The sequence below is a fragment of the Pseudomonas sp. NPDC090752 genome (assembly GCF_055584805.1).
Genome location: NZ_JBVJLI010000013.1, coordinates 45,117 through 66,161 on the forward strand (window position 1 = coordinate 45,117; position 21,045 = coordinate 66,161).

The following is a 21,045-nucleotide window of genomic DNA, read 5'->3' on the forward strand; positions in this document are numbered from 1 at the left end:
CATGAGCACGCGAAAGACGCTGGTCCTGCTGCTGTACTTCTTCTTTTTGCTGGTGCCGATCTACTGGCTGCTGAACATGTCGTTCAAGAGCAACAGTGAAATACTCGGCGGCCTGACCCTGTGGCCGCAGGCGTTCACCCTTGACAACTACCGGGTGATCTTCACCGATGCCAGCTGGTACAACGGTTACATTAACTCGCTGTACTACGTGTGTTTGAACACGCTGATTTCGCTGCTGGTGGCGTTGCCGGCGGCCTATGCCTTCTCGCGTTATCGCTTTCTCGGTGACCGTCACCTGTTCTTCTGGCTGTTGACCAACCGCATGGCACCGCCAGCGGTGTTCCTGCTGCCATTCTTCCAGCTGTACTCGTCCATCGGGCTGTTCGATACCCACATCGCCGTGGCCCTGGCCCATTGCCTGTTCAACGTGCCGTTGGCGGTGTGGATTCTCGAAGGGTTCATGTCGGGAGTGCCGAAGGAGATCGACGAAACCGCATACATCGATGGCTACAGCTTCCCGCGATTCTTCGTGAAGATCTTCATTCCGCTGATTGGCTCCGGCATCGGCGTCACGGCATTTTTCTGCTTCATGTTTTCGTGGGTCGAGTTACTGCTGGCGCGCACCCTGACGTCGGTGAACGCCAAGCCGATTGCAGCCGTGATGACCCGCACGGTGTCCGCCTCGGGGATCGACTGGGGCGTGCTGGCGGCGGCCGGGGTGCTGACCATACTGCCGGGCATGCTGGTGATCTGGTTCGTCCGCAACCATGTGGCCAAGGGCTTTGCCCTTGGCCGGGTGTAAGGGGGGTTACGCATGGAATGGATGGCCTGGACCTTGCCCACGGCGCTGTTCTTCGCCGCCGTCGGAGTACTGCTGTTGTGCATGACCCTGTTCGAACTGCGCCGCCCCTGCGTGGAGCGGCGCGGCTTCCTGCCGATCGTCACCAGCCGTGGCGACCGGTTGTTCATCGGCCTGTTGGTCAGCGCCTACCTGCACCTGCTGGTGGTCGGCGTCAGCGACTGGCCGTTGTGGATGGCCTCGCTGCTGTCGCTGGGCTGGCTCGTGGTGGTGCTGCGCTGGGGCTGAGCAACGGCTCCGGGGAATAACTCAATCGGGAGATCACAATGTTCCATAACAAACACAATCGGCGACATTTGACCCTGGCCGCGTTGCTGGTGCTGGCCGGCGTACAGGGCACGGCATGGGCCGATCAATACCAGGATGCGGCGAAAAAATGGATCGGCAGCGAGTTCAAGCCCTCGACCCTGACGCCCGAGCAGCAACTGGCCGAGCTTGAGTGGTTCATCAAGGCGGCCGAGCCGTTTCGCGGGATGAAGATCAACGTGGTGTCGGAAACCATCACCACCCATGAATACGAGTCCAAAGTGCTGGCCAAGGCTTTCAGCGAAATCACCGGCATTCAGCTGACCCACGACCTGCTGCAGGAAGGCGATGTGGTGGAAAAGCTGCAGACGCAGATGCAGTCGGACAAGAATATCTATGACGGTTGGGTCAACGATTCCGACCTGATCGGTACGCATTTTCGCTATGGCAAGGTGGAGTCGATCACCGACCTGATGGCCAATGAAGGCAAGGCCTACACCTCACCGACCCTGGACCTGAAGGACTTCATCGGCATTTCCTTCACCACCGCACCGGACGGCAAGGTCTATCAGCTGCCTGACCAGCAGTTCGCCAACCTCTACTGGTTCCGCGCCGACTGGTTCGAGCGGCCCGAACTCAAGGCCAAATTCAAGGAGAAGTACGGGTACGAGCTAGGCGTGCCGGTGAACTGGTCGGCTTACGAGGACATCGCCAAGTTCTTCACAGAAGACGTCAAGGAGATCGACGGCAAGCGGGTCTACGGCCATATGGACTACGGCAAGAAGGACCCTTCGCTGGGCTGGCGCTTCACCGATGCCTGGTTCTCCATGGCCGGCGGCGGCGACAAGGGGCTGCCCAATGGCCTGCCGGTGGATGAGTGGGGCATCCGCGTGGAGGATTGCCACCCGGTAGGGTCCAGCGTGACCCGTGGTGGTGATACCAACGGCCCGGCAGCCGTGTATGCCACGCAGAAGTACGTCGATTGGATGCGCGCCTATGCACCCAAGGAAGCGCAGGGCATGACCTTCTCCGAGGCCGGCCCAGTCCCGGCGCAGGGCAACATAGCCCAGCAAATTTTCTGGTACACCGCCTTCACCGCCGACATGACCAAGCCGGGCTTGCCGGTGGTCAATGCCGACGGCACGCCGAAATGGCGCATGGCACCGTCGCCCAAGGGGCCTTACTGGGAGGAGGGGATGAAGCTCGGTTACCAGGACACCGGGTCCTGGACCTTCTTCAAGTCGACCCCCGAGAAGCAGCGCTTGGCCGCCTGGCTGTACGCGCAGTTCGTCACCTCCAAGACCGTATCGTTGAAGAAGACCATCGTTGGCCTGACGCCGATCCGCGAGTCGGACATCAACTCCCAGGCCATGACCGACCTGGCACCTAAACTTGGCGGTCTGGTGGAGTTCTATCGCAGCCCGGCACGGGTGCAATGGACCCCGACCGGCACGAATGTACCTGACTATCCACGGTTGGCGCAGTTGTGGTGGAGCCATATCGCCGAAGTGGCCAGTGGCGAGAAAACTCCGCAGGAAGCGCTGGACGGTCTGGCCCGCGACCAGGACCGGATGATGGAGCGGCTGCAGCGCTCCAATGCCCAGGCCACCTGTGCGCCGAAGCTCAACCCGGAGAAGGATGCGCAGTACTGGTTCGACCAACCGGGTGCGCCGAAGCCGAAGCTGGCCAACGAGAAGCCCAAGGGCGAGACCGTCAGCTACGACGAACTGTTGAAGTCGTGGGAGGCGGCGCGCAAGTGATCCGCGGGTAGCACCTTGGCCGCTTTGGACTGACGCGGCCAAGGCTGAACGTGCCGGAGTGGTCAGGCCCGCTTCAAGGTCAATTGAGTCAACTGGGCAATCAGCGCCGCTTCGGCCCGTGTGCGGGTCTGCAACAGCAGGCGAGACGCGTCAATATAGAAGGCCTGCTCGTCGGGATAGCGTCCCGATACCAGGTCGACCCGCTGCAGGACGCCATCGTGGCGCCAGGCAATCTCAGGCTGGGCCGCTTGCAGTGCATCGATGAACAGCGCCGGTACTGGCGGGCCGCTATGGGCGATGCCGGCAGGTCCTGATTCACTAAAGGCATCGAAGTACTCGGATGCCCCCGCCCATTGATTGGCCAGCGCGGTAAAACGTTCACTGTACAAACGCCTCATCCAAGCTTGCCAGAAGGCCTGCTCGGTTGCCCATGCGGCAAGATGTTCGGTGTCGGCGTACTTTTCGACGCCCGATGCCAAACGGTCCAGCGTGTCGGGCGACAGCTGCGCCAGGTGACCGAACATGATCTGCTCGGGCTGCGAGGGCAGGGCCAGGCGCTGCCTGAGTCGCATTCGGGCGTCCAGTATCATTTCCACCTCGTCGAGCAGAAAGTCTGGGTGGGTCAGTTGCGCGTCGCCCAAGTCATCATCCGCATCCAGTGCCGGTGCAGGGGTGTCTGTCACCGGATCCTGCATGGCGGCGAGCGCCCGGCGTCTGGCCGCCCGGGCATTGAAAAGTTCGCCGACGCGCAAATCCAGGCGCTGCTGGCGAAGCAGCGAGGTAGCGGTGTCGATCGCTACCTGCGCGTCATCGACATCCACGCTTGAGCTCGCCACGCTGCGCCATACCGTGGTCTGAGTCTCGACCTGCTGGAACAACAGCTCGGCCTGGTCGACACACTGCTGTCCGGCATCTTGCAGCAGGTCGTTGACCTGTTGCTGCAAGGCCGCGCGCCCCCAGCCTGGAACGTCCCGAAGCCCGGGTTCCAGGCCTGCGATGGTGCTCAGAACATGTTGCATGCGACGATTCATGGCGAGCGGGTGACGGATGTAGTCGGGCGTACTCTGCAGACGTTCGAACAGGCTGTACAGGGGCTGCCAATGCGGGTCTTGATCGGTTTCAGCGACGTGAAACTGCAGGCTTTCAGGCCAGTCCGGGTGCCAGGCGTTCCATTCCGGCTGGGTTTCGGTCGCTGTCAGGCCGGCACCGGCCAAGTGTTGCAACGCCTGTTGGGAAAACGGGTTGTAATTGAGGTTGTATTCAATTTCTTCGCCTGCGCGCAGGGCCTCGGCGAATGCGCTTGAGCTCAGGTCAGGGGCATTGGTCAGCAAGTTGCTGCTGAGATCAAGTTCGCGTAGTTGCAAGGGGCGCCTCTGCAGCAATGCCTCCAAACCCGTGGGCCAGTCGGTCAGGGCGGTGTCTTCCAGGTCCAAGCGGCGCAATTGCCGCCAGCCCGTAAGGTCCGGCGCGAGTTCGAGGGGGTTGTCGGCCATGAACAGCGTCTGCAGGCGGTTGAGGCCGTTCAGGGCCGCGCGGCTGGGTTCGGTGAGGGTGATGTGGTTCAGCGCCAGGCTCAGGTGGCGCAGGGATGGCCACTGCTGCAGGGCCTGGAAATGCTCCGCGCCCCAGGCGAGATAGTTTTCGTCTGCCACCAGCAGCCACAGGTTCTGCAGGGATGACAGCCGCTGCAGGCTAGAAGCCTCCATATCCTGGACGCAACTGGTCAGCAGCAGTCGCTCGAGCCTCGACAACCGAGTCAGCACCCCGAGGTTCTGTTCGGTATTGATGTGCAGTCGATTGCCAGTGAGGTCGAGCGAGCGCAGTTCGCGGAGTTCGCCGAGCGCCAGCGGCAGGTCGTTGAGCCGGTCGTGGGCCAGCGTGAGATGACGAAGGTTGGGAAAGGCCTGCACGAACGTGTTGAGGTTGCTTTCGTCTGGCGACTGAAGGTGAGTGACTTCAAGCCTGCGTACCTGTTCCAGAGGCGTTGTCAGGACAGGAAGCTCCGCCAGATGTTCAGCGTCTAATTCCAGCGAGTACAGGCCAGTGGTGCCTGCGGCGTGTGAGCTGTTCTGGCCGCGCCAGGCACGCCGTATGCGCTGTGCTGCATCACTGCGGGCGGTGCGACGCAGGTCGAATGTTTCGACCGGGTCATGGGCCGTAGCATCCAGCCAGGTGCGCAGGTTGTCTTCAAGGCGTTCGAAGTCCGCCTGGCGGGCCTGGAGCAAACGCGCAAATGCGCCGGGGCTGTTGCCGGCCTGGTCGCGCAGGCGCTGGCGTAGTTGCTCGCGGTCATTGTGCGGGTCATTGGGGTAAAGACGATCGAACATTTCATCCTCGGGCAACCGGCCTGGCCCTCTACCGCTCAGCAGGTAGCCCATCCTGCCGTCTTCAAGACGGCTGGGAAGCGTGACCAGCCTGCGCAGTCGCGCCATCCCCAAGGCACGGGCCACCTCGTCGCGGTTTCCGCAGGCCAGCGCGAACAGCGCATCGCGCAGAGCCTCTGGGGTGCGCCCCGCGAGGCCAAGACGCGTGCGTAGGTCGGCCGGCAATGCGTCATACAGGGCGTGGAACACGTCAACCCGGTCTATCGATACTGTGCCGTTCTGCACGGGGCGGTAACCCTGGGCATCACGCACCACCGTGATTGCAGGCGCTCGGTCAGGGCCGCCTGACGCCAGTAACTGACCCTCTTCCCATCGGTGACGCAGTTCGAGCCTGAGAGCCGGGTCCCAGCCGTTCAGTCGGGGGGCGAGGGCAAGCGTGACAATATCGCGGTCCGAATGCTCGGTCTGACCTTGATGGAACGCTTGTAGCGCCTCATTGATTCTTGCCTCGCGCTGATACAAACGGGCCGATTCGGCAATGCTCAACGGTAGCCGGTCCCGCTCCTTGAGGACTTGCAGGTCTATGCGCTTGGCCTCATACAGGATTTGCCAGCGTGCCCGCGCGCTCAGTCCGGGGAAGTCTCGGGCCAGTATGGCGTCTCCCGGCAGCGAGGGACGTGGCGCAAGGCCTTGGCGCGCGCCGTATGCCTCCAGGATGTCCAGCAGCAGGGCAGGCGCAGGCAGGTGTTCTGCATGCAGGCGGCGCAACAGGCTGGCGTCATAGCCGCTCGCACTCAAGGCGCGCAACAAGGTGGTGTCATCCAGCCCCTCGGCGGCTGGCCCGAGCCTGCGCACCAGTGTGGGGGTATCCCAACTGGTAGGCCTCTCATGTTCAAGCAACCAGGCGCCCTGCCCATTGCTGCCGCGCAACCTGGGTTGGTGGCGGATACCGGGTGCGGCTTGCAAGCGCCAGCCGCCTTCGCCCGTGCGTTCCAGCATGAAGGCCTGGTCACCCGAATGAACCCAGTCGTTCGCAGCCCAGTTATGTAACCCGCTTGCAGGCAGGGGCGTCCCCTCAGGCCAGGGGGGCGTACGCGCAAAAGGCGTGATATCGCCGCTCCACAGTCGGGTACCTGATGAACTCTTTACCGCCAGCCAGTCGTTCAGGGCCCCTGGTGGCTCGCTGAAACCACTGGCGGCGCCTATCGCAGCGAACTGAACCAGGCTCTGGATGATGGCGAACAAATGCTGCAGGGCCGCATCGGCGTTGGCGTCATTGGCCGCATGGACGCCGTCCAGGAACTCGCCAACCAACTGCGCCCCACCGACGATCAGCATGGGCAATTGCAGTATTTCCACTGGCAAACTGGCTAGATTGAGGACGGTCAACCCCACGCTGAGCCAGTGCTCGATTTGCGCCTGCAATGTTTCGGCATCGCGTTGAGCCGTGGGCACCGCGAGTGACCGGGCATCCGCCAGCATTTTTCGCACCGAGAGCCTGGCGCGCGCCGCGAAGCAGTCGCCTGTCCACTCCACCAGCTCCATGGGTAGGCGCGCATTGTTGTCGAGCGTCTCCTGCCAGATTGCACCGACTGGGGGGAACATCCGTTCGATCCAGCTGACCGTGTCTCCTTTTTTGAGCACCGGTGTCTCAGGCTGAAGTTGGCGGTACGGATAACGTGGGAATAGCGTTTCGCCCAGGCGCTGGAAGAATCTCGGCTTGTCCACCTCCGCCAGATACCTGCTGAAGCTCGTGCGAAAGCGTTCGTTGCGCAGCAGCCGGGTGAGCGCTTGTGCTGCATGTTGGGCGGTCGGATAGCCCCGAAGTGGTGTTGCATCGCCCGGCAAGTAAAGCAGGCAGGCTTGCTCGCGGCCCTGAGGTTGCGGCCGTACTAGCAGGGGACCATGTATCACTGTGCCAAATATGCGTAGTGCATTGCATTGCAGAGTTGTCGGTTTGCTGGTCAGCGCCTCGCCCAGTGCGACACGGCTGGGATCGAGCAGGCCGCGCAGGTCGGCGATGACCAACTCTGTTGCAAACGCCGTGCGGTCGTGTGCAGCGAGCAGTGCACGGAAGTTGTCGTTATCGTAGTGGTGGTGCAACTGCTGTTGGTAGCGTCCGCCGATGTCGAGCGTGCGTACGCCGTCGACGAACGGTTTGCCATCGACCGGCAGTAAATGGCCATGACGCGACTGCGCCAGGCGTACCTCGGTGCCCGCGGGGTAATTGAGCAGGGCCGCCTCAAGCCAACTCATGTCGCGCTTCTGTGCGCTGTCCCACAGCCAACCTTGCTCGGCAGAAGGTAGCGCCTGCGCGGGGTACCATTGCGGCAGTGCCGCTTCGAGCAGTTGTTTGCCAAAGGTTTCCAGCGGTGCAACGTTCGCCAGTTGGTTGCGTACCTGGAGAGCAGCTCGCTGGCTGGCGAGAACGCGTTGCTCTAGCTTGGCGATTTCGCTGCGCGTGGCTCGGCGCAGCCAGGTGGGTAGACGAGCATCGACGAGCGCGCTGACGGGGGGGAGATTGTAGGGCATGGGCGGCAGTCCTTTAAGAGAAAGGCCGCCAGGCTAGTGTGTCGCGAGAGGCTGCGGTGGTAGCAGGAAACTACCCAGCCCACGGAAAAGAAAACGGCACCTGCCAGAGGTGCCGTTCATGCTAACCGCGCTGGGTATTACCCGTGCAGCTCTTCTGCCGCATACAGCGTGTTTTCCAGCAGGCATGCCCGGGTCATCGGCCCTACGCCACCTGGCACCGGCGTGATCCAGCCAGCGCGCGGCAGGGCGGTCTCGTAGGTCACGTCGCCGACCAGCTTGCCGTCATCCTGACGGTTGATGCCGACATCGATGACGATGGCACCTTCCTTAATCCACTCACCCTTGACCAACCCCGGCTTGCCGGCGGCAACGACCACCAGGTCGGCACGCCCGACGTGGCCAGCCAGGTCCTTGGTGAAGCGATGGCATACAGTCACGGTGCACCCGGCGAGCAGCAGCTCCATCGCCATCGGCCGGCCAACGATGTTGGAGGCGCCGACGATCACTGCGTCCATGCCGTACAGGTCCTGACCGGTGCTTTCCAGCAAGGTCATGATGCCTTTCGGCGTGCACGGGCGCAGCAGGGGGATGCGCTGGGCCAGGCGGCCGATGTTGTACGGGTGGAAACCGTCGACGTCCTTGTCCGGACGAATGCGCTCGAGCAGCAGCGAGGCATCGAGGTGCGCCGGCAGCGGCAGTTGCAGGAGGATGCCGTCGACAGCCGGGTCGTCGTTGAGACGGTCGATCAGCTCGGTCAGGGCCTGCTGCGTGGTGTCACTGGGCAGGTCGAAGGCCTGCGAAATGAAGCCGACCTCTTCGCAGTCCTTGCGCTTGTGCGAGACATAGACTTGGGAGGCGGGGTCGGTGCCGACCAGGATCACCGCCAGGCCCGGCGTGCGCAGGCCTTGCTGGCGACGCTCCGCGACACGTTGAGCGATCTGCTTGCGCAGGTTGGCGGCGATCGCCTTGCCATCGATTAGGTGTGCAGTCATAGACGCGTGATTAACCATCGAGAAAGGAACAATAAAGAGGGCGCATTCTCGCACGACACGGCCCGAGGGCAAAGGCGCGTGGTCGGGCAAATCCTCTAACCCCTTAAATATTTTGAATTTTTTAGAAAAAGGTGTTGACGCTCTTATGGCTCGTCTATAAGATTCGCCGCACTTGTCGGGCACAGCCTAGCACTGGTTGGCGAGGTCGGGCAGAATGAGTGGTTTGTTTATTGCTCGTTCGGTTAGGCTTTATGCTTATGCGCCCGTAGCTCAGCTGGATAGAGCATCCGCCTTCTAAGCGGATGGTCGCAGGTTCGAGTCCTGCCGGGTGCGCCATTAGGCAGCTTGGTCAAGTAGGTCTGTAAAGCGATATGGTGGGCGTAGCTCAGTTGGTAGAGCGCCGGATTGTGATTCCGGTTGTCGTGGGTTCGATTCCCATCGTCCACCCCATATTCTGCAAAGGCGCCTCGATGTAGATCCGGCGCCTTTGCTTTAAGCGTTACGCGGACGTGGTGAAATTGGTAGACACACTGGATTTAGGTTCCAGCGGCGCAAGCTGTAAGAGTTCGAGTCTCTTCGTCCGCACCATGCTTCTGTAAGGTTGTACCGCAACACTGCATTATGGTGGGCGTAGCTCAGTTGGTAGAGCGCCGGATTGTGATTCCGGTTGTCGTGGGTTCGATTCCCATCGTCCACCCCATATTTATGAAGGCGCCTTGGTCGTGAGATCGGGCGCCTTTTTTGGTTTTGGGTTTGTGGGTATTCCAGCCCTTGCAATCCTCTAGTGACACCCCAATAAAAGCTGATAGATTTCAGCTGGTTGAAACACCAGCCTGTAGGCAGGTAGAGGAATTAACCCCATGATTGCAAAAGAAGCTCGCCAGGCGTTGGCGCTGCAGCGCTTCGCTGATGCCAATCCGCAATTGCTCGAAGAGATTCGCGAGCTGGATGCCCGTGAGCAGGTTCAGCAGATCGAGTGGGCATTCGAAGATGCAGCCGACGAGCAGGGTATTCAGCCTTGGGAGTTGGCGCTGCAACTGATCGCCGAAAGCCCTGAGCAACTGCAGGCCATGCGCCTGGAGACTCATCGCGAAGTGGCCGAAGCACTGGGCCTGGAGTGGGAAGAATACTGCCAGTTCAACGAAATCGACCCCGAGTAAGGGTGTTTTCACGGACTGCAGTTGTTTGACAAGGTATTTCGGTTGCGTGGCGCCGGCGGCGCTGCGCAGCCTACTTAAATGAACAGGCTCGGCGGCACGCCGTGCGGGCCTTGCAAGCTAATCGACCGGCGTGGTTTCCCGTCGTCCCGAGTGGGGTGACTTCTGCTGCGTGACTCACTAGAATGCTTGCCCTTGATTCTGGAGTCGGGCTATCGCCGGCTAACGTCTGTGCAACGAGGAATATCCATGCAAGTTTCTGTTGAAAACACTTCCGCTCTCGAGCGCCGCATGACCATCGCCGTTCCGGCCGAGCGCGTCGAGAACGAAGTCAACAAGCGTCTGCAGCAGACTGCCAAGCGCGCCAAAGTCGCGGGCTTCCGCCCAGGCAAAGTGCCGATGAGCGTGATCCGCCAGCGTTTCGAAGCCGATGCTCGTCAAGAGGCTTTCGGTGACCTGGTCCAGGCTTCCTTCTACGAAGCCATCGTCGAGCAGAAGCTGAACCCGGCGGGTGCTCCGGCTGTCGAGCCGAAGTCCTTCGAAAAGGGCAAGGACCTGGAGTTCGTCGCCATCTTCGAAGTGTTCCCAGAATTCGCCGTTGCCGGCCTGGAGTCGATCAACGTCGAGCGCCTGAGCGCCGAAGTGGCTGACGCCGACCTGGACAACATGCTGGAAGTGCTGCGCAAGCAGAACGTGCGCTTCGAGGCTGTCGAGCGTGCTGCCGAGAAAGACGACCAGGTCAACATCGACTTCGTCGGCAAGATCGACGGTGAAGCCTTCGCCGGTGGTTCGGCCAAGGGCACTCAGCTGGTGCTGGGCTCGGGTCGCATGATCCCAGGTTTCGAAGACGGCCTGGTAGGCGCCAAGGCGGGCGAAGAGCGCGTTGTCAACGTGACCTTCCCTGAGGACTACCAGAACCTGGACCTGGCTGGCAAAGCTGCCGAGTTCACCATCACTGTCAACAGTGTTTCGGCCCCTGTGCTGCCAGAGCTGAACGAAGAGTTCTTCGCTCAGTTCGGCATCAAAGAGTCCACCCTGGAAGGCTTCCGCACCGAAGTTCGCAAGAACATGGAGCGTGAACTGCGCCAGGCGATCAAGACCAAGGTGAAGAACCAGGTCATGGATGGTCTGCTGGCCGCCAACCCGATCGAAGTGCCCAAAGCCCTGCTGGAAAACGAAGTCAACCGTCTGCGCGTGCAGGCTGTTCAGCAGTTCGGTGGCAACATCAAGCCGGAGCAACTGCCGGCCGAGCTGTTCGAAGAGCAAGCCAAGCGCCGCGTGGTGCTGGGCCTGATCGTCGCCGAGGTGGTCAAGCAGTTCGAGCTGAAGCCGGACGACGCCAAGGTTCGCGAGATGATCGAAGAAATGGCTTCGGCTTACCAAGAGCCTGAGCAGGTCATCTCCTGGTACTACAAGAACGACCAGCAGCTGAACGAAGTGCGTTCGGTTGTGCTGGAAGAACAAGTTGTAGATACTGTTCTGCAGAAAGCGACTGTGACCGACAAGTCGGTCTCGTACGAAGAAGCAGTAAAGCCAGCGCAGGCGCCTGCCGAAGCTGAGTAATACGGTTTTCTCGTAGGAAGCCCCCACAAGCCAGCCTTCGCGCTGGCTTGTGTGTATTCAAGCCATGACTATTTGGGAGTGAGCGCAGGACATGTCCCGCAATTCTTATATTCAGCAGAGCTCTGACATCCAGGCCGCAGGCGGCCTGGTCCCGATGGTTATCGAGCAGTCCGCCCGTGGCGAACGTGCCTATGACATCTATTCGCGCCTGTTGAAGGAGCGAGTGATCTTCCTGGTTGGCCCGGTTGAAGACTACATGGCCAACCTCGTCGTAGCGCAGATGCTGTTCCTCGAAGCGGAAAACCCGGACAAGGATATCCATCTCTACATCAACTCCCCAGGCGGCTCGGTGACTGCTGGCATGTCGATCTACGACACCATGCAATTCATCAAGCCGGATGTCTCGACCATCTGCATCGGCCAGGCCTGCAGCATGGGCGCCTTCCTGTTGACCGCAGGTGCCAAGGGCAAGCGTCACTGCCTGCCAAACTCGCGCGTCATGATCCACCAGCCGCTTGGCGGCTTCCAGGGTCAGGCTACCGACATCCAGATCCACGCCCAGGAAATCCTCAGCATCAAGGCGCGTCTCAACGAGCTGCTGGCCTACCACACTGGCCAGGACCTCGAGACCATCCAGCGTGATACTGAGCGTGACAACTTCATGAGCGCCTCGCGCGCGGCCGAGTACGGCCTGATCGACTCGGTATACGACAAGCGGCAACTGGTCTCCTGAACCCAGGCGCCAGAGCAGGTAGGTGCCGAAAGCGCCTACCTGCGGACTTGAAAAAGCCCGCAATTGCCTTCATCTTGTGTTGCAAGCCTACCGGATTGGATCGATCGAATGACTGACACCCGTAACGGCGAGGACAGCGGCAAATTGCTTTATTGCTCCTTCTGCGGCAAAAGCCAGCACGAAGTACGCAAACTGATTGCCGGGCCCTCGGTATTTATCTGCGACGAGTGCGTCGACCTGTGCAACGACATCATCCGAGAGGAGGTGCAGGAAGCCCAGGCCGAAAGCAGCGCGCACAAATTGCCTTCGCCGAAAGAAATCAGCGGCATCCTGGACCAGTACGTGATTGGTCAGGAGCGCGCGAAGAAGGTGCTCGCCGTAGCGGTGTACAACCACTACAAGCGCCTGAATCAGCGTGACAAGAAGGGTGACGAGGTCGAACTCGGCAAGAGCAACATCCTGCTCATCGGGCCAACTGGCTCGGGCAAGACGCTGCTCGCTGAAACCCTCGCACGCCTGTTGAACGTGCCGTTTACCATTGCCGACGCGACCACCCTGACCGAAGCCGGTTACGTGGGTGAGGATGTCGAGAACATCATTCAGAAACTGCTGCAGAAGTGCGACTACGACGTGGAAAAGGCCCAGATGGGCATTGTCTACATCGACGAGATCGACAAGATCTCGCGCAAGTCGGACAACCCGTCGATCACCCGTGACGTTTCGGGTGAAGGGGTGCAGCAGGCGCTGTTGAAGCTGATCGAGGGCACTGTTGCCTCCGTTCCGCCGCAAGGGGGCCGCAAGCACCCGCAACAGGAGTTTCTGCAGGTTGATACCCGCAACATCCTGTTCATCTGCGGTGGCGCTTTCTCGGGCTTGGAAAAGGTCATCCAGAACCGCTCCACCAAGGGTGGGATCGGTTTTGGCGCCGAAGTCCGCAGCAAGGAAGAAGGCAAGAAGGTCGGCGAATCGCTGCGCGAAGTCGAGCCGGACGATCTGGTCAAGTTTGGCCTTATCCCCGAGTTTGTCGGCCGCCTGCCGGTGCTGGCGACCCTCGATGAGCTGGATGAGGCTGCGTTGATGCAGATCCTCACCGAGCCGAAGAACGCCCTCACCAAGCAGTACGCCAAGCTATTCGAGATGGAAAGCGTGGACCTCGAGTTCCGCAGCGATGCCCTCAAGGCCGTCGCACGCAAGGCTCTGGAGCGCAAAACCGGCGCCCGTGGCCTGCGTTCGATCCTCGAAGGCGTGCTGCTCGACACCATGTATGAGATCCCTTCGCAGAAGGATGTCAGCAAAGTGGTGATCGACGAGAGCGTCATCGAAGGCACTTCGCAGCCGCTGATGATCTACGAGAACAGCGAGCCGCAAGCCAAGGCCGCGCCCGACGCCTAAGTTGGGTAGTGGTAGCAAGCAAGAAAGGGGCCTACGGGCCCCTTTCTGCTTTTCCTGCGCAAGCGCTTGTAATTTCCCAAGCGTGCCCCCACATTAGGTCCAAGCATCATTTCCACCGGTTTCCGGCCTTATGGCCGCTGTAGAGGCGAAATCATGAAGACCACCCTCGACTTGCCTCTTTTGCCATTGCGCGATGTCGTTGTTTATCCGCACATGGTTATCCCGCTGTTTGTGGGGCGTGAGAAGTCCATCGAGGCCCTTGAGGCTGCGATGACTGGCGAGAAGCAGATCCTGCTGCTGGCCCAGAAGAACCCTGCCGACGATGATCCGGGCGAAGACGCCCTGTACCGCGTCGGTACTGTCGCAACCGTGCTGCAGCTGCTGAAGCTGCCCGATGGCACCGTCAAGGTGCTGGTCGAGGGTGAGCAGCGTGGTGCCGTCGAACGCTTTACCGAAGTAGAAGGGCACACCCGTGCCGAAGTCTCCCTGATTGACGAAACCGATACTGCCGAGCGCGAATCGGAAGTCTTCGTGCGCACGTTGCTGTCGCAATTCGAGCAGTATGTGCAGCTGGGCAAGAAAGTCCCCGCTGAAGTGCTGTCCTCGCTGAACAGCATCGAAGAGCCTGGGCGCCTGGTCGATACCATGGCCGCGCACATGGCGCTGAAGATCGAGCAGAAGCAGGAAATTCTCGAGATCGTTGACCTGTCGACCCGTGTTGAGCACGTGTTGGCGATGCTGGATGGCGAAATCGACCTGTTGCAGGTCGAAAAGCGTATCCGTGGCCGAGTCAAGAAACAGATGGAGCGCAGCCAGCGCGAGTACTACCTGAATGAGCAGATGAAGGCCATTCAGAAAGAACTCGGCGATGGCGACGAAGGCCATAACGAAGTCGAGGAGCTGAAAAAGCGCATCGAAGCTGCTGGCCTGCCGAAAGACGCATTGGCCAAGGCTCAGGCCGAGCTGAACAAGCTCAAGCAGATGTCGCCGATGTCAGCTGAGGCCACCGTGGTGCGTTCCTACCTCGATTGGCTGGTGCAGGTGCCTTGGAAGGCCCAGAGCAAGGTACGCCTGGACCTCACCAAGGCCGAGGAAATCCTCGATGCCGACCATTACGGCCTGGAAGAAGTCAAGGAACGCATCCTTGAGTACCTCGCCGTGCAGAAGCGGGTGAAAAAGATCCGTGGTCCTGTGCTGTGCCTGGTTGGGCCGCCTGGCGTGGGCAAGACCTCCCTGGCCGAGTCTATCGCCGCGGCAACCAACCGCAAGTTCGTGCGCATGGCCCTGGGTGGTGTGCGTGACGAGGCCGAGATCCGTGGCCATCGCCGTACCTACATCGGTTCGATGCCTGGCCGCCTGATCCAGAAGATGACCAAAGTGGGTGTGCGCAACCCGCTGTTCCTGCTCGACGAGATCGACAAGATGGGCAGCGACATGCGCGGCGACCCGGCCTCGGCGCTGCTGGAAGTGCTTGACCCCGAGCAGAACCACAATTTCAACGACCATTACCTTGAGGTCGACTACGACCTCTCGGACGTGATGTTCCTGTGCACCTCGAACTCGATGAACATCCCGCCGGCGCTGCTCGACCGCATGGAAGTCATCCGCCTGCCGGGCTACACCGAGGACGAGAAGATCAACATCGCGGTCAAATACCTGACACCCAAGCAGGTCAAGGCCAACGGTTTGAAGAAGGAAGAGCTGGAGATCGACGTCTCGGCGATTCGTGACATCATTCGTTACTACACGCGCGAAGCCGGTGTGCGCGGCCTGGAACGGCAGATTGCCAAGGTCTGCCGCAAGGTGGTCAAGGAACATACCGGGCAGAAGCAGGTCAAGGTCAAGGTTGCCAGCGAGCAGCTCGAACACCTGCTGGGCGTGCGCAAGTTCCGCTACGGCCTCGCCGAGCAGCAGGATCAGATCGGCCAGGTGACAGGCCTGGCCTGGACTCAAGTGGGCGGTGAGCTGCTGACCATCGAGTCGGTAGTCATCCCTGGCAAGGGCCAGTTGATCAAGACCGGCTCGCTGGGTGACGTCATGGTCGAATCGATCACTGCCGCACAGACCGTGGTCCGCAGCCGTGCTCGCAGCCTGGGGATTGCCGCCGACTTCCATGAGAAGCACGACGTGCACATCCACATGCCCGAAGGCGCCACGCCGAAGGACGGCCCGAGCGCCGGCATTGGTATGTGCACCGCGCTGGTGTCCGCGCTGACGCAGATTCCAGTACGCGCGGACGTCGCCATGACCGGTGAAATCACCCTGCGTGGCCAGGTGTTGGCCATTGGTGGTTTGAAGGAAAAACTGCTGGCGGCGCACCGTGGCGGAATCAAGACCGTGATCATTCCGGAGGAGAATGTTCGCGATCTGAAGGAGATTCCGGAAAATATCAAACAGGATCTTCAGATCAAACCGGTCAAATGGATTGACGAAGTCCTGCAAATTGCGCTGCAATACGCCCCGGAGCCCTTGCCAGATGTGGCTCCTGAGATTGTCGCGAAAGATGAGAAGCGCGACGGCGATGCTAAGGAAAGAATCAGCACGCATTAGTAGTTTTTGGCTGGGGGGCTTTCCTTGACAGTTTTTTCGGGGCCTTGCTATAAAGCGGCACGCTATTGTCAGTAAGCCACCCAGTAAACGTTTCATAAGCTTTTCATTACATACTTAGAAACAAACTCAATAGAGAAATTAAGGGGACTTCGAGTGAACAAGTCGGAACTGATTGACGCTATCGCTGTATCGGCTGACATTTCCAAAGCTGCCGCCGGCAAAGCACTGGACGCTGTGATCGACTCCGTGACCGGTGCCCTGAAAGCAGGCGACGACGTCGTGCTGGTTGGCTTCGGTACCTTCTCGGTCAAAGAGCGCGCCGAGCGCACCGGTCGCAACCCGCAAACTGGCAAGGCGATCAAGATCGCTGCCGCCAAGGTTCCAGGTTTCAAGGCTGGCAAAGGCCTGAAAGACGCCGTCAACTAAGTCGTCTCTTTCAGCCGGACCGGGCCTTGCCAGGTTCGAGCACGCTGAAGGCGGGACGCAAACGTTCCCGCCTGACACGTTTGCTAAGAAAAGGCGCATCCTCGGATGCGCCTTTCTTTTATCAGGATTCTACCCACGCTCCGCGGTTGTCGACGCAGTGGTACAGCCGTTTCTGGGGGACGCATGCTGCAAAATATCAGGGACAATTCACAAGGTTGGATTGCCAAGACCATCATCGGCCTCATCGTCGTACTGATGGCGTTGACCGGCTTTGAAGCCATTTTTCAGGCCGCCACCCATAGCCAGGATGCCGCCAAGGTAAACGGCCAGACCATCAGCCAGAACGAGCTGAGCCAGGCCACCGACATGCAGCGCCGCCAGCTGATGCAACAGCTGGGTAAGGACTTCGACCCGGCATTGCTGGACGAAAAACTGCTGCGCGACGCCGCGCTCAAAGGGCTGATCGATCGCAAGCTGCTGCTGCAGGGTGCCGAAGACGCCAAGTTCGCCTTCTCCGAGGCTGCGCTGGACCAAGTGATCCTGCAGACGCCGGAATTCCAGGTCGATGGCAAATTCAGCGCCGACCGCTTCGACCAGGTCATTCGCCAGATGGGCTATGGCCGTATGCAGTTCCGCGAAATGCTCGCCGAAGAAATGCTGATCGGCCAGGTGCGCACCGGTATCGCCGGTAGCAGCTTTGTCACCGATAAGCAGGTCGACGCCTTCGCGCGCCTGGAAAGCCAGACCCGCGATTTCGCCTCGATGACCTTCAAGGCCAACCCGGCTGCGGTCAAGGTCAGCGATGACGAGGTCAAGGCACACTACGATCAGCACGCCAAGGAGTTCATGACCCCCGATCAAGTGGTCATCGACTACGTCGAGCTTAAAAAGTCGGCGTTCTTCGATCAGGTCAAGGTCAGCGACGACGAGCTCAAGGCCCAGTACGAGAAAGACATCGCCAACCTCGCCGAGCAGCGCCACGCCGCGCACATCCTCATCGAGGTCAACGATAAGACCAACGATGCCCAGGCCAAGGCCCGCGCCGAAGAAGTCGAGCAACGTCTGGCCAAGGGAGAAGACTTTGCCAAACTGGCCAAAGAGTTCTCCCAGGACCCAGGTTCCGCCAACAGCGGTGGCGACCTTGGTTTCGCAGGGCCAGGTGTGTATGACCCGGCCTTCGAGGACGCCCTCTACAAGCTTGAGGACGGCCAGGTTTCGGCCCCGGTACGCACCGAGTTCGGCTACCACCTGATCAAGTTGCTGGGCAAGCAGGCACCAGAAGTGCCGAGCTTTGCCAGCCTCAAGGACAAGCTGACGCGTGACCTGAAGACTCCGCTGGTCGAGCAGCGCTATGTCGATGCCAGCAAGCAGCTGCAGGATGCTGCCTACGAGGCTGCCGACCTGGCCCAGCCGGCTCAGGACCTGAACCTCAAGGTACACACCTCGGCGCCGTTCGGTCGTGAAGGTGGCGAAGGCATAACTGCCAACCGTGCAGTTGTTCAGGCTGCGTTCTCTGAAGAAGTGCTCGAGGAGGCTGCCAACAGCACCGCCATCGAGCTGGACCCGGAAACCACCGTGGTGCTGCGCGTCAAGGAGCACCGCAAGCCAGAGCAACTGCCACTGGAAGCCGTGGCCAAGAACATCAGCGAACACCTGGCCAAGGAGAAGGCGACCGCCGAACTCAAGACCAAGGCGGACAAGCTGATCGCTGGCTTGCGTGACGGTTCCATTGCTGCCGGTACTGCCCACGATGGGCAGAGCTGGAAGGCCTACGAGGCAGTCACTCGAGGCCAGGACGGTATCGACCCGGCCGAGCTGCAGGCGCTGTTCCGCTTGGCCAAGCCGCAAGCCAAGGACAAGCCGGTGTACGGCAGCGTGGTCCTGGCCGACGGCAGCCTGGTCGTGCTGCAGCTCAAGGGCGTCAATGAAGGCGCCGCCGCCAGCGACGAAGAGAAGCAGCAGATCCGCCGCTACCTCGCTTCGCGTGCTGGCCAGCAGGACTTTGCGGCCTATCGCAAGCAGCTGGAAGGCAGTGCGGACATTACACGCTACTGAGTAACTGTCTGCTAACGAAACAGGCCGCTTGATGCGGCCTGTTTCGTTTTGCCTGTACCGGCCTCTTCGCGGCTAAAGCTCCCACAGATGGTAGTGAAATTCCTGTGGCAGCGGCTTTAGCCGCGAATAGAGGCCAATATTGACGAAACACCCCTACCTTTTCTCCCCCTCATAGTTATCCAGCGTATCGCGCGCAATCTCCCGCCCCAGCGCAATCAGCTCCGGCGCTTTGTAGAACTCGAAAAACCGGCACACCCGCTTGGGCACGTTGATCAGCACATCCGGTGGGTAGCCGGCGATCTTGTACTGCGCCAGCGACGTCTGCATCACCTCGAAGCTCTGGTTGATCAGGTCCAGCAGCGAAGCCGGCCCGACGTTGTCGATGATGAACGACCCGGTGGCCGATTTCGGCGCGCCTTCGCTCTCCGGGGCCGCCGCCGGTTGCTGGCCGACAGGGTCGGCTGTATCGGCCAGCCAGGGATTGGGTGGCGCCAGGCCTTCGGCGGTTATCACCTGCTCGATGCGCATCAGTTCTTCGGCCGGCTTGCGTCGAAACGGCAGGCGCGAGCCCAGCGAGCTGAGCAGCGCGTCGAAGCGCATCTTGAAAGCTGCAGGCCGTTCGATCACCGGCAACTGGTACTGCTTCTGGTTGGTGGAGTTGAGGTTCACTGCAATGATCATGTCGCAGTGGCTGGAAACCACCGGCACGATTGGCAGTGGGTTGAGAATGCCGCCATCGACCAGCATGCGGTTGCCTTGCACGACTGGCGTGAACAGGCTCGGAATAGCCGCCGAGGCGCGCATGGCCTGGTGCAGGCAACCTTCCTGGAACCAGATCTCCTGCTGGTGGGTCAGGTCGGTGGCCACTGCCGTGTAAGGAATGCGCAGCTGCTCGATATTGATCTCGCCAACGATCTTGCGGATCTGGCCGAATACCTTGTCGCCGCGAATGGCGCCGAGCCGGAAGCTGACGTCGACCAGGCGCAGCACATCCAGGTAGTCCAGGCTTTCGATCCAGTTGCGGTACTCCTCGAGTTTGCCCGCTGCGTAGATACCGCCGATCACCGCGCCCATTGAGCAGCCGGCGATGCATGCGATGTCGTAGCCGCGTCGCTCGATTTCCTCGATCACGCCGATATGGGCGTAGCCCCGCGCGCCGCCCGATCCCAACACCAGTGCTACACGTTTACTCATGATCTTCCTCGGCCTCTGCCAGCATGCTCTTACAATGCACCGGGCGCTGCCTGTGCTTCAATGTAGACTCTAGGCAAAACACGCCAGGCGCGGCACTTTTCAGCTGCCCGCGCGTCGAACAGCCACTCTATTTCAATCTGTTGAGGTACCACCGATGAAAGCCTGGATCTGCCTTCCTCTGATTGCCCTGGCCCTTGCCGGCTGCGCGGGCAAGACGGCTTACCGTGACAGCTGTGCGACGCAGCTGGATGCCGCCTGGAAGGAGCTCGACCTGGCCAAGGCCGAAGGGTTTGCCGGTACTGTCAGCTATTCAAAGGCCTTGTCGCTGCTGACCGGCGCCAAGACCCAGCAACAGTTCGAAGGCTTCGAGGGTTGCAGCAAAAAAGCCGAAAAGGCGCGTTTCTACATTCGTGAGTCGCGCGCCGGGCGCTGACCGAGGAGCGCTGTATGTCTGCCATGCTCGACCATGTAGTTGCCCAGGTGCTGGGCTCGCAGGTACGCCTGCTGGCCTGTCGCGAACGCCTGGCCGCCGATACCGATAGCGAGGCATTGCATGACCTGCGCACCAGCGTGCGGCGGCTGCGCAGTCTGCTGCGGCCGTTGAGAGGATTGCCTGGGGTCGAGCAGTTGGAAGAGGCTGCCAAGGCGCTCGGTACCCTGACCACACCGCTGCGTGATCGTGAGGTATTGGGCGCCGAGTTGATCAACCGTGGTTTTGCTGACGCCGGGCAGCGGCGCCTGCAAGGGCGCACCGCTACCTTTGCCAGCGTCGCGTCCAGCCTGCAGCTGGGGAGGGTGCTGACGATCGTCGATGCGTTCCCGCTGTTTTTGCGCGCGGCAGAGCGCGAAGGGCTGGTCAGCGCGTTGGGTAAACGCGTCGACAAACGCCTGGTCAAGCAGTGGCGCAAGTTGAACCACGCGTTGCAGGATCCCGCCCATGATCGCCATCGCTTGCGCTTGCTGATAAAGCGGGTGCGCTATGGCGACGAGGCATACCCTCAGTTGGATCATGCCGGAAAGCCGCTACGGCGCTTGCTGAAAAAAGCCCAGGGCGATTTGGGTGACTGGCATGACCGTTTGCAATGGTTGTTGCAGGCACAAACCCATTCGGATCTCTCACCCTGCAAAGTCGATTGGGAGCAGGAGCTGCATGAGGCGGAGCGTAAGTCCGATCTCACGCTGGAGGCGCTGCATAACGCGCTGGCGCGGCGCAAGCCTGACAAATGACCGATATGCGGGCTGATCGAGCGCGGCTTGCTGGA

General features: G+C 60.7%; 15 protein-coding genes and 4 tRNA genes. 16 read left to right on the forward strand and 3 right to left on the reverse strand.

Annotated elements, in window-relative coordinates:
- Window position 1 precedes the first annotated feature (1 nt).
- The 3 genes from ACZ6YA_RS17895 to ACZ6YA_RS17905 are packed head-to-tail and all read left to right on the forward strand — an operon-like array spanning window position 2 to window position 2,865.
- Complete coding sequence (locus ACZ6YA_RS17895) at window positions 2-802, forward strand: carbohydrate ABC transporter permease (protein ID WP_465898434.1); 801 nt, start codon at window positions 2-4, stop codon at window positions 800-802.
- Between the two features lie 12 nt (window positions 803-814).
- A complete protein-coding gene (locus ACZ6YA_RS17900; protein ID WP_465898435.1) occupies window positions 815-1,087 on the forward strand; it encodes a DUF2160 domain-containing protein in 273 nt (90 codons plus the stop codon).
- Between the two features lie 38 nt (window positions 1,088-1,125).
- Window positions 1,126-2,865 (forward strand): ABC transporter substrate-binding protein, encoded by a 1,740-nt coding sequence (locus ACZ6YA_RS17905; RefSeq protein WP_465898436.1) that lies wholly within the window; start codon window positions 1,126-1,128, stop codon window positions 2,863-2,865.
- A 62-nt stretch (window positions 2,866-2,927) separates the two neighbouring features.
- Here the strand turns inward: ACZ6YA_RS17905 and ACZ6YA_RS17910 are convergent, their stop codons facing one another.
- Both ACZ6YA_RS17910 and folD read right to left on the reverse strand, forming a co-directional pair.
- On the reverse strand, window positions 2,928-7,721 hold the full coding sequence (locus ACZ6YA_RS17910) for a dermonecrotic toxin domain-containing protein (protein WP_465898437.1): 4,794 nt from the start codon (window positions 7,719-7,721) through the stop codon (window positions 2,928-2,930).
- Between the two features lie 137 nt (window positions 7,722-7,858).
- Window positions 7,859-8,713 carry a bifunctional methylenetetrahydrofolate dehydrogenase/methenyltetrahydrofolate cyclohydrolase FolD gene (gene folD, locus ACZ6YA_RS17915; protein ID WP_465898438.1) on the reverse strand — a complete coding sequence of 285 codons (855 nt, stop codon included), beginning with the start codon at window positions 8,711-8,713 and terminating at the stop codon, window positions 7,859-7,861.
- Between the two features lie 259 nt (window positions 8,714-8,972).
- Between folD and ACZ6YA_RS17920 the strand changes: the two genes are divergently transcribed.
- The 11 genes from ACZ6YA_RS17920 (at window position 8,973) to ACZ6YA_RS17970 (ending at window position 18,589) form a co-directional block, all read left to right on the forward strand.
- Window positions 8,973-9,049, forward strand: a tRNA-Arg gene (locus ACZ6YA_RS17920).
- Between the two features lie 38 nt (window positions 9,050-9,087).
- Window positions 9,088-9,163 (forward strand) — tRNA-His (locus ACZ6YA_RS17925).
- A gap of 53 nt (window positions 9,164-9,216) precedes the next feature.
- Window positions 9,217-9,301, forward strand: a tRNA-Leu gene (locus tag ACZ6YA_RS17930).
- 36 nt (window positions 9,302-9,337) lie between these two features.
- A tRNA-His gene (locus ACZ6YA_RS17935) sits at window positions 9,338-9,413 on the forward strand.
- Window positions 9,414-9,573: 160 nt separating this feature from the next.
- On the forward strand, window positions 9,574-9,873 hold the full coding sequence (locus ACZ6YA_RS17940) for a DUF6388 family protein (protein WP_465898439.1): 300 nt from the start codon (window positions 9,574-9,576) through the stop codon (window positions 9,871-9,873).
- A gap of 246 nt (window positions 9,874-10,119) precedes the next feature.
- Complete coding sequence (tig, locus tag ACZ6YA_RS17945; protein WP_465898440.1) at window positions 10,120-11,433, forward strand: trigger factor; 1,314 nt, start codon at window positions 10,120-10,122, stop codon at window positions 11,431-11,433.
- A 91-nt stretch (window positions 11,434-11,524) separates the two neighbouring features.
- Window positions 11,525-12,166, forward strand: coding sequence for an ATP-dependent Clp endopeptidase proteolytic subunit ClpP (clpP, locus tag ACZ6YA_RS17950; protein WP_400799566.1), 642 nt, complete (start codon window positions 11,525-11,527; stop codon window positions 12,164-12,166).
- A 108-nt stretch (window positions 12,167-12,274) separates the two neighbouring features.
- Window positions 12,275-13,558 carry an ATP-dependent Clp protease ATP-binding subunit ClpX gene (clpX, locus tag ACZ6YA_RS17955; protein WP_110744985.1) on the forward strand — a complete coding sequence of 428 codons (1,284 nt, stop codon included), beginning with the start codon at window positions 12,275-12,277 and terminating at the stop codon, window positions 13,556-13,558.
- A 153-nt stretch (window positions 13,559-13,711) separates the two neighbouring features.
- Window positions 13,712-16,108, forward strand: coding sequence for an endopeptidase La (lon, locus tag ACZ6YA_RS17960; protein ID WP_465898441.1), 2,397 nt, complete (start codon window positions 13,712-13,714; stop codon window positions 16,106-16,108).
- Window positions 16,109-16,261: 153 nt separating this feature from the next.
- Window positions 16,262-16,534, forward strand: coding sequence for a nucleoid-associated protein HU-beta (gene hupB / locus ACZ6YA_RS17965; RefSeq protein WP_054883552.1), 273 nt, complete (start codon window positions 16,262-16,264; stop codon window positions 16,532-16,534).
- Window positions 16,535-16,717: 183 nt separating this feature from the next.
- Complete coding sequence (locus tag ACZ6YA_RS17970; RefSeq protein WP_465898442.1) at window positions 16,718-18,589, forward strand: SurA N-terminal domain-containing protein; 1,872 nt, start codon at window positions 16,718-16,720, stop codon at window positions 18,587-18,589.
- Window positions 18,590-18,742: 153 nt separating this feature from the next.
- Here ACZ6YA_RS17970 and ACZ6YA_RS17975 read toward each other — a convergent pair whose 3' ends face one another.
- On the reverse strand, window positions 18,743-19,783 hold the full coding sequence (locus ACZ6YA_RS17975) for a patatin-like phospholipase family protein (protein ID WP_465898443.1): 1,041 nt from the start codon (window positions 19,781-19,783) through the stop codon (window positions 18,743-18,745).
- A gap of 154 nt (window positions 19,784-19,937) precedes the next feature.
- On the opposite strand from ACZ6YA_RS17975, the gene ACZ6YA_RS17980 reads away from it, so the two are divergent.
- Together ACZ6YA_RS17980 and ACZ6YA_RS17985 are read left to right on the forward strand one after the other, a co-directional pair.
- Window positions 19,938-20,216: a hypothetical protein gene (locus ACZ6YA_RS17980; protein WP_346615432.1), complete on the forward strand. Its 279-nt coding sequence runs from the start codon at window positions 19,938-19,940 to the stop codon at window positions 20,214-20,216.
- A 14-nt stretch (window positions 20,217-20,230) separates the two neighbouring features.
- Window positions 20,231-21,010 carry a CHAD domain-containing protein gene (locus tag ACZ6YA_RS17985; RefSeq protein ID WP_465898444.1) on the forward strand — a complete coding sequence of 260 codons (780 nt, stop codon included), beginning with the start codon at window positions 20,231-20,233 and terminating at the stop codon, window positions 21,008-21,010.
- Window positions 21,011-21,045 lie beyond the last annotated feature (35 nt).

What these genes read in the sequence shown, in the direction of transcription:
- ACZ6YA_RS17940 (WP_465898439.1), top strand. Translation starts at nt 9,574, where the DNA reads ATGATTGCAAAAGAAGCTCGCCAGGCGTTGGCGCTGCAGCGCTTCGCT.
- lon (WP_465898441.1), top strand. Translation starts at nt 13,712, where the DNA reads ATGAAGACCACCCTCGACTTGCCTCTTTTGCCATTGCGCGATGTCGTT.
- ACZ6YA_RS17900 (WP_465898435.1), top strand. Translation starts at nt 815, where the DNA reads ATGGAATGGATGGCCTGGACCTTGCCCACGGCGCTGTTCTTCGCCGCC.
- clpP (WP_400799566.1), top strand. Translation starts at nt 11,525, where the DNA reads ATGTCCCGCAATTCTTATATTCAGCAGAGCTCTGACATCCAGGCCGCA.
- tig (WP_465898440.1), top strand. Translation starts at nt 10,120, where the DNA reads ATGCAAGTTTCTGTTGAAAACACTTCCGCTCTCGAGCGCCGCATGACC.
- ACZ6YA_RS17985 (WP_465898444.1), top strand. Translation starts at nt 20,231, where the DNA reads ATGTCTGCCATGCTCGACCATGTAGTTGCCCAGGTGCTGGGCTCGCAG.
- ACZ6YA_RS17970 (WP_465898442.1), top strand. Translation starts at nt 16,718, where the DNA reads ATGCTGCAAAATATCAGGGACAATTCACAAGGTTGGATTGCCAAGACC.
- ACZ6YA_RS17975 (WP_465898443.1), bottom strand. Translation starts at nt 19,783, where the DNA reads ATGAGTAAACGTGTAGCACTGGTGTTGGGATCGGGCGGCGCGCGGGGC.
- ACZ6YA_RS17905 (WP_465898436.1), top strand. Translation starts at nt 1,126, where the DNA reads ATGTTCCATAACAAACACAATCGGCGACATTTGACCCTGGCCGCGTTG.
- clpX (WP_110744985.1), top strand. Translation starts at nt 12,275, where the DNA reads ATGACTGACACCCGTAACGGCGAGGACAGCGGCAAATTGCTTTATTGC.
- ACZ6YA_RS17910 (WP_465898437.1), bottom strand. Translation starts at nt 7,721, where the DNA reads ATGCCCTACAATCTCCCCCCCGTCAGCGCGCTCGTCGATGCTCGTCTA.
- ACZ6YA_RS17980 (WP_346615432.1), top strand. Translation starts at nt 19,938, where the DNA reads ATGAAAGCCTGGATCTGCCTTCCTCTGATTGCCCTGGCCCTTGCCGGC.
- folD (WP_465898438.1), bottom strand. Translation starts at nt 8,713, where the DNA reads ATGACTGCACACCTAATCGATGGCAAGGCGATCGCCGCCAACCTGCGC.
- ACZ6YA_RS17895 (WP_465898434.1), top strand. Translation starts at nt 2, where the DNA reads ATGAGCACGCGAAAGACGCTGGTCCTGCTGCTGTACTTCTTCTTTTTG.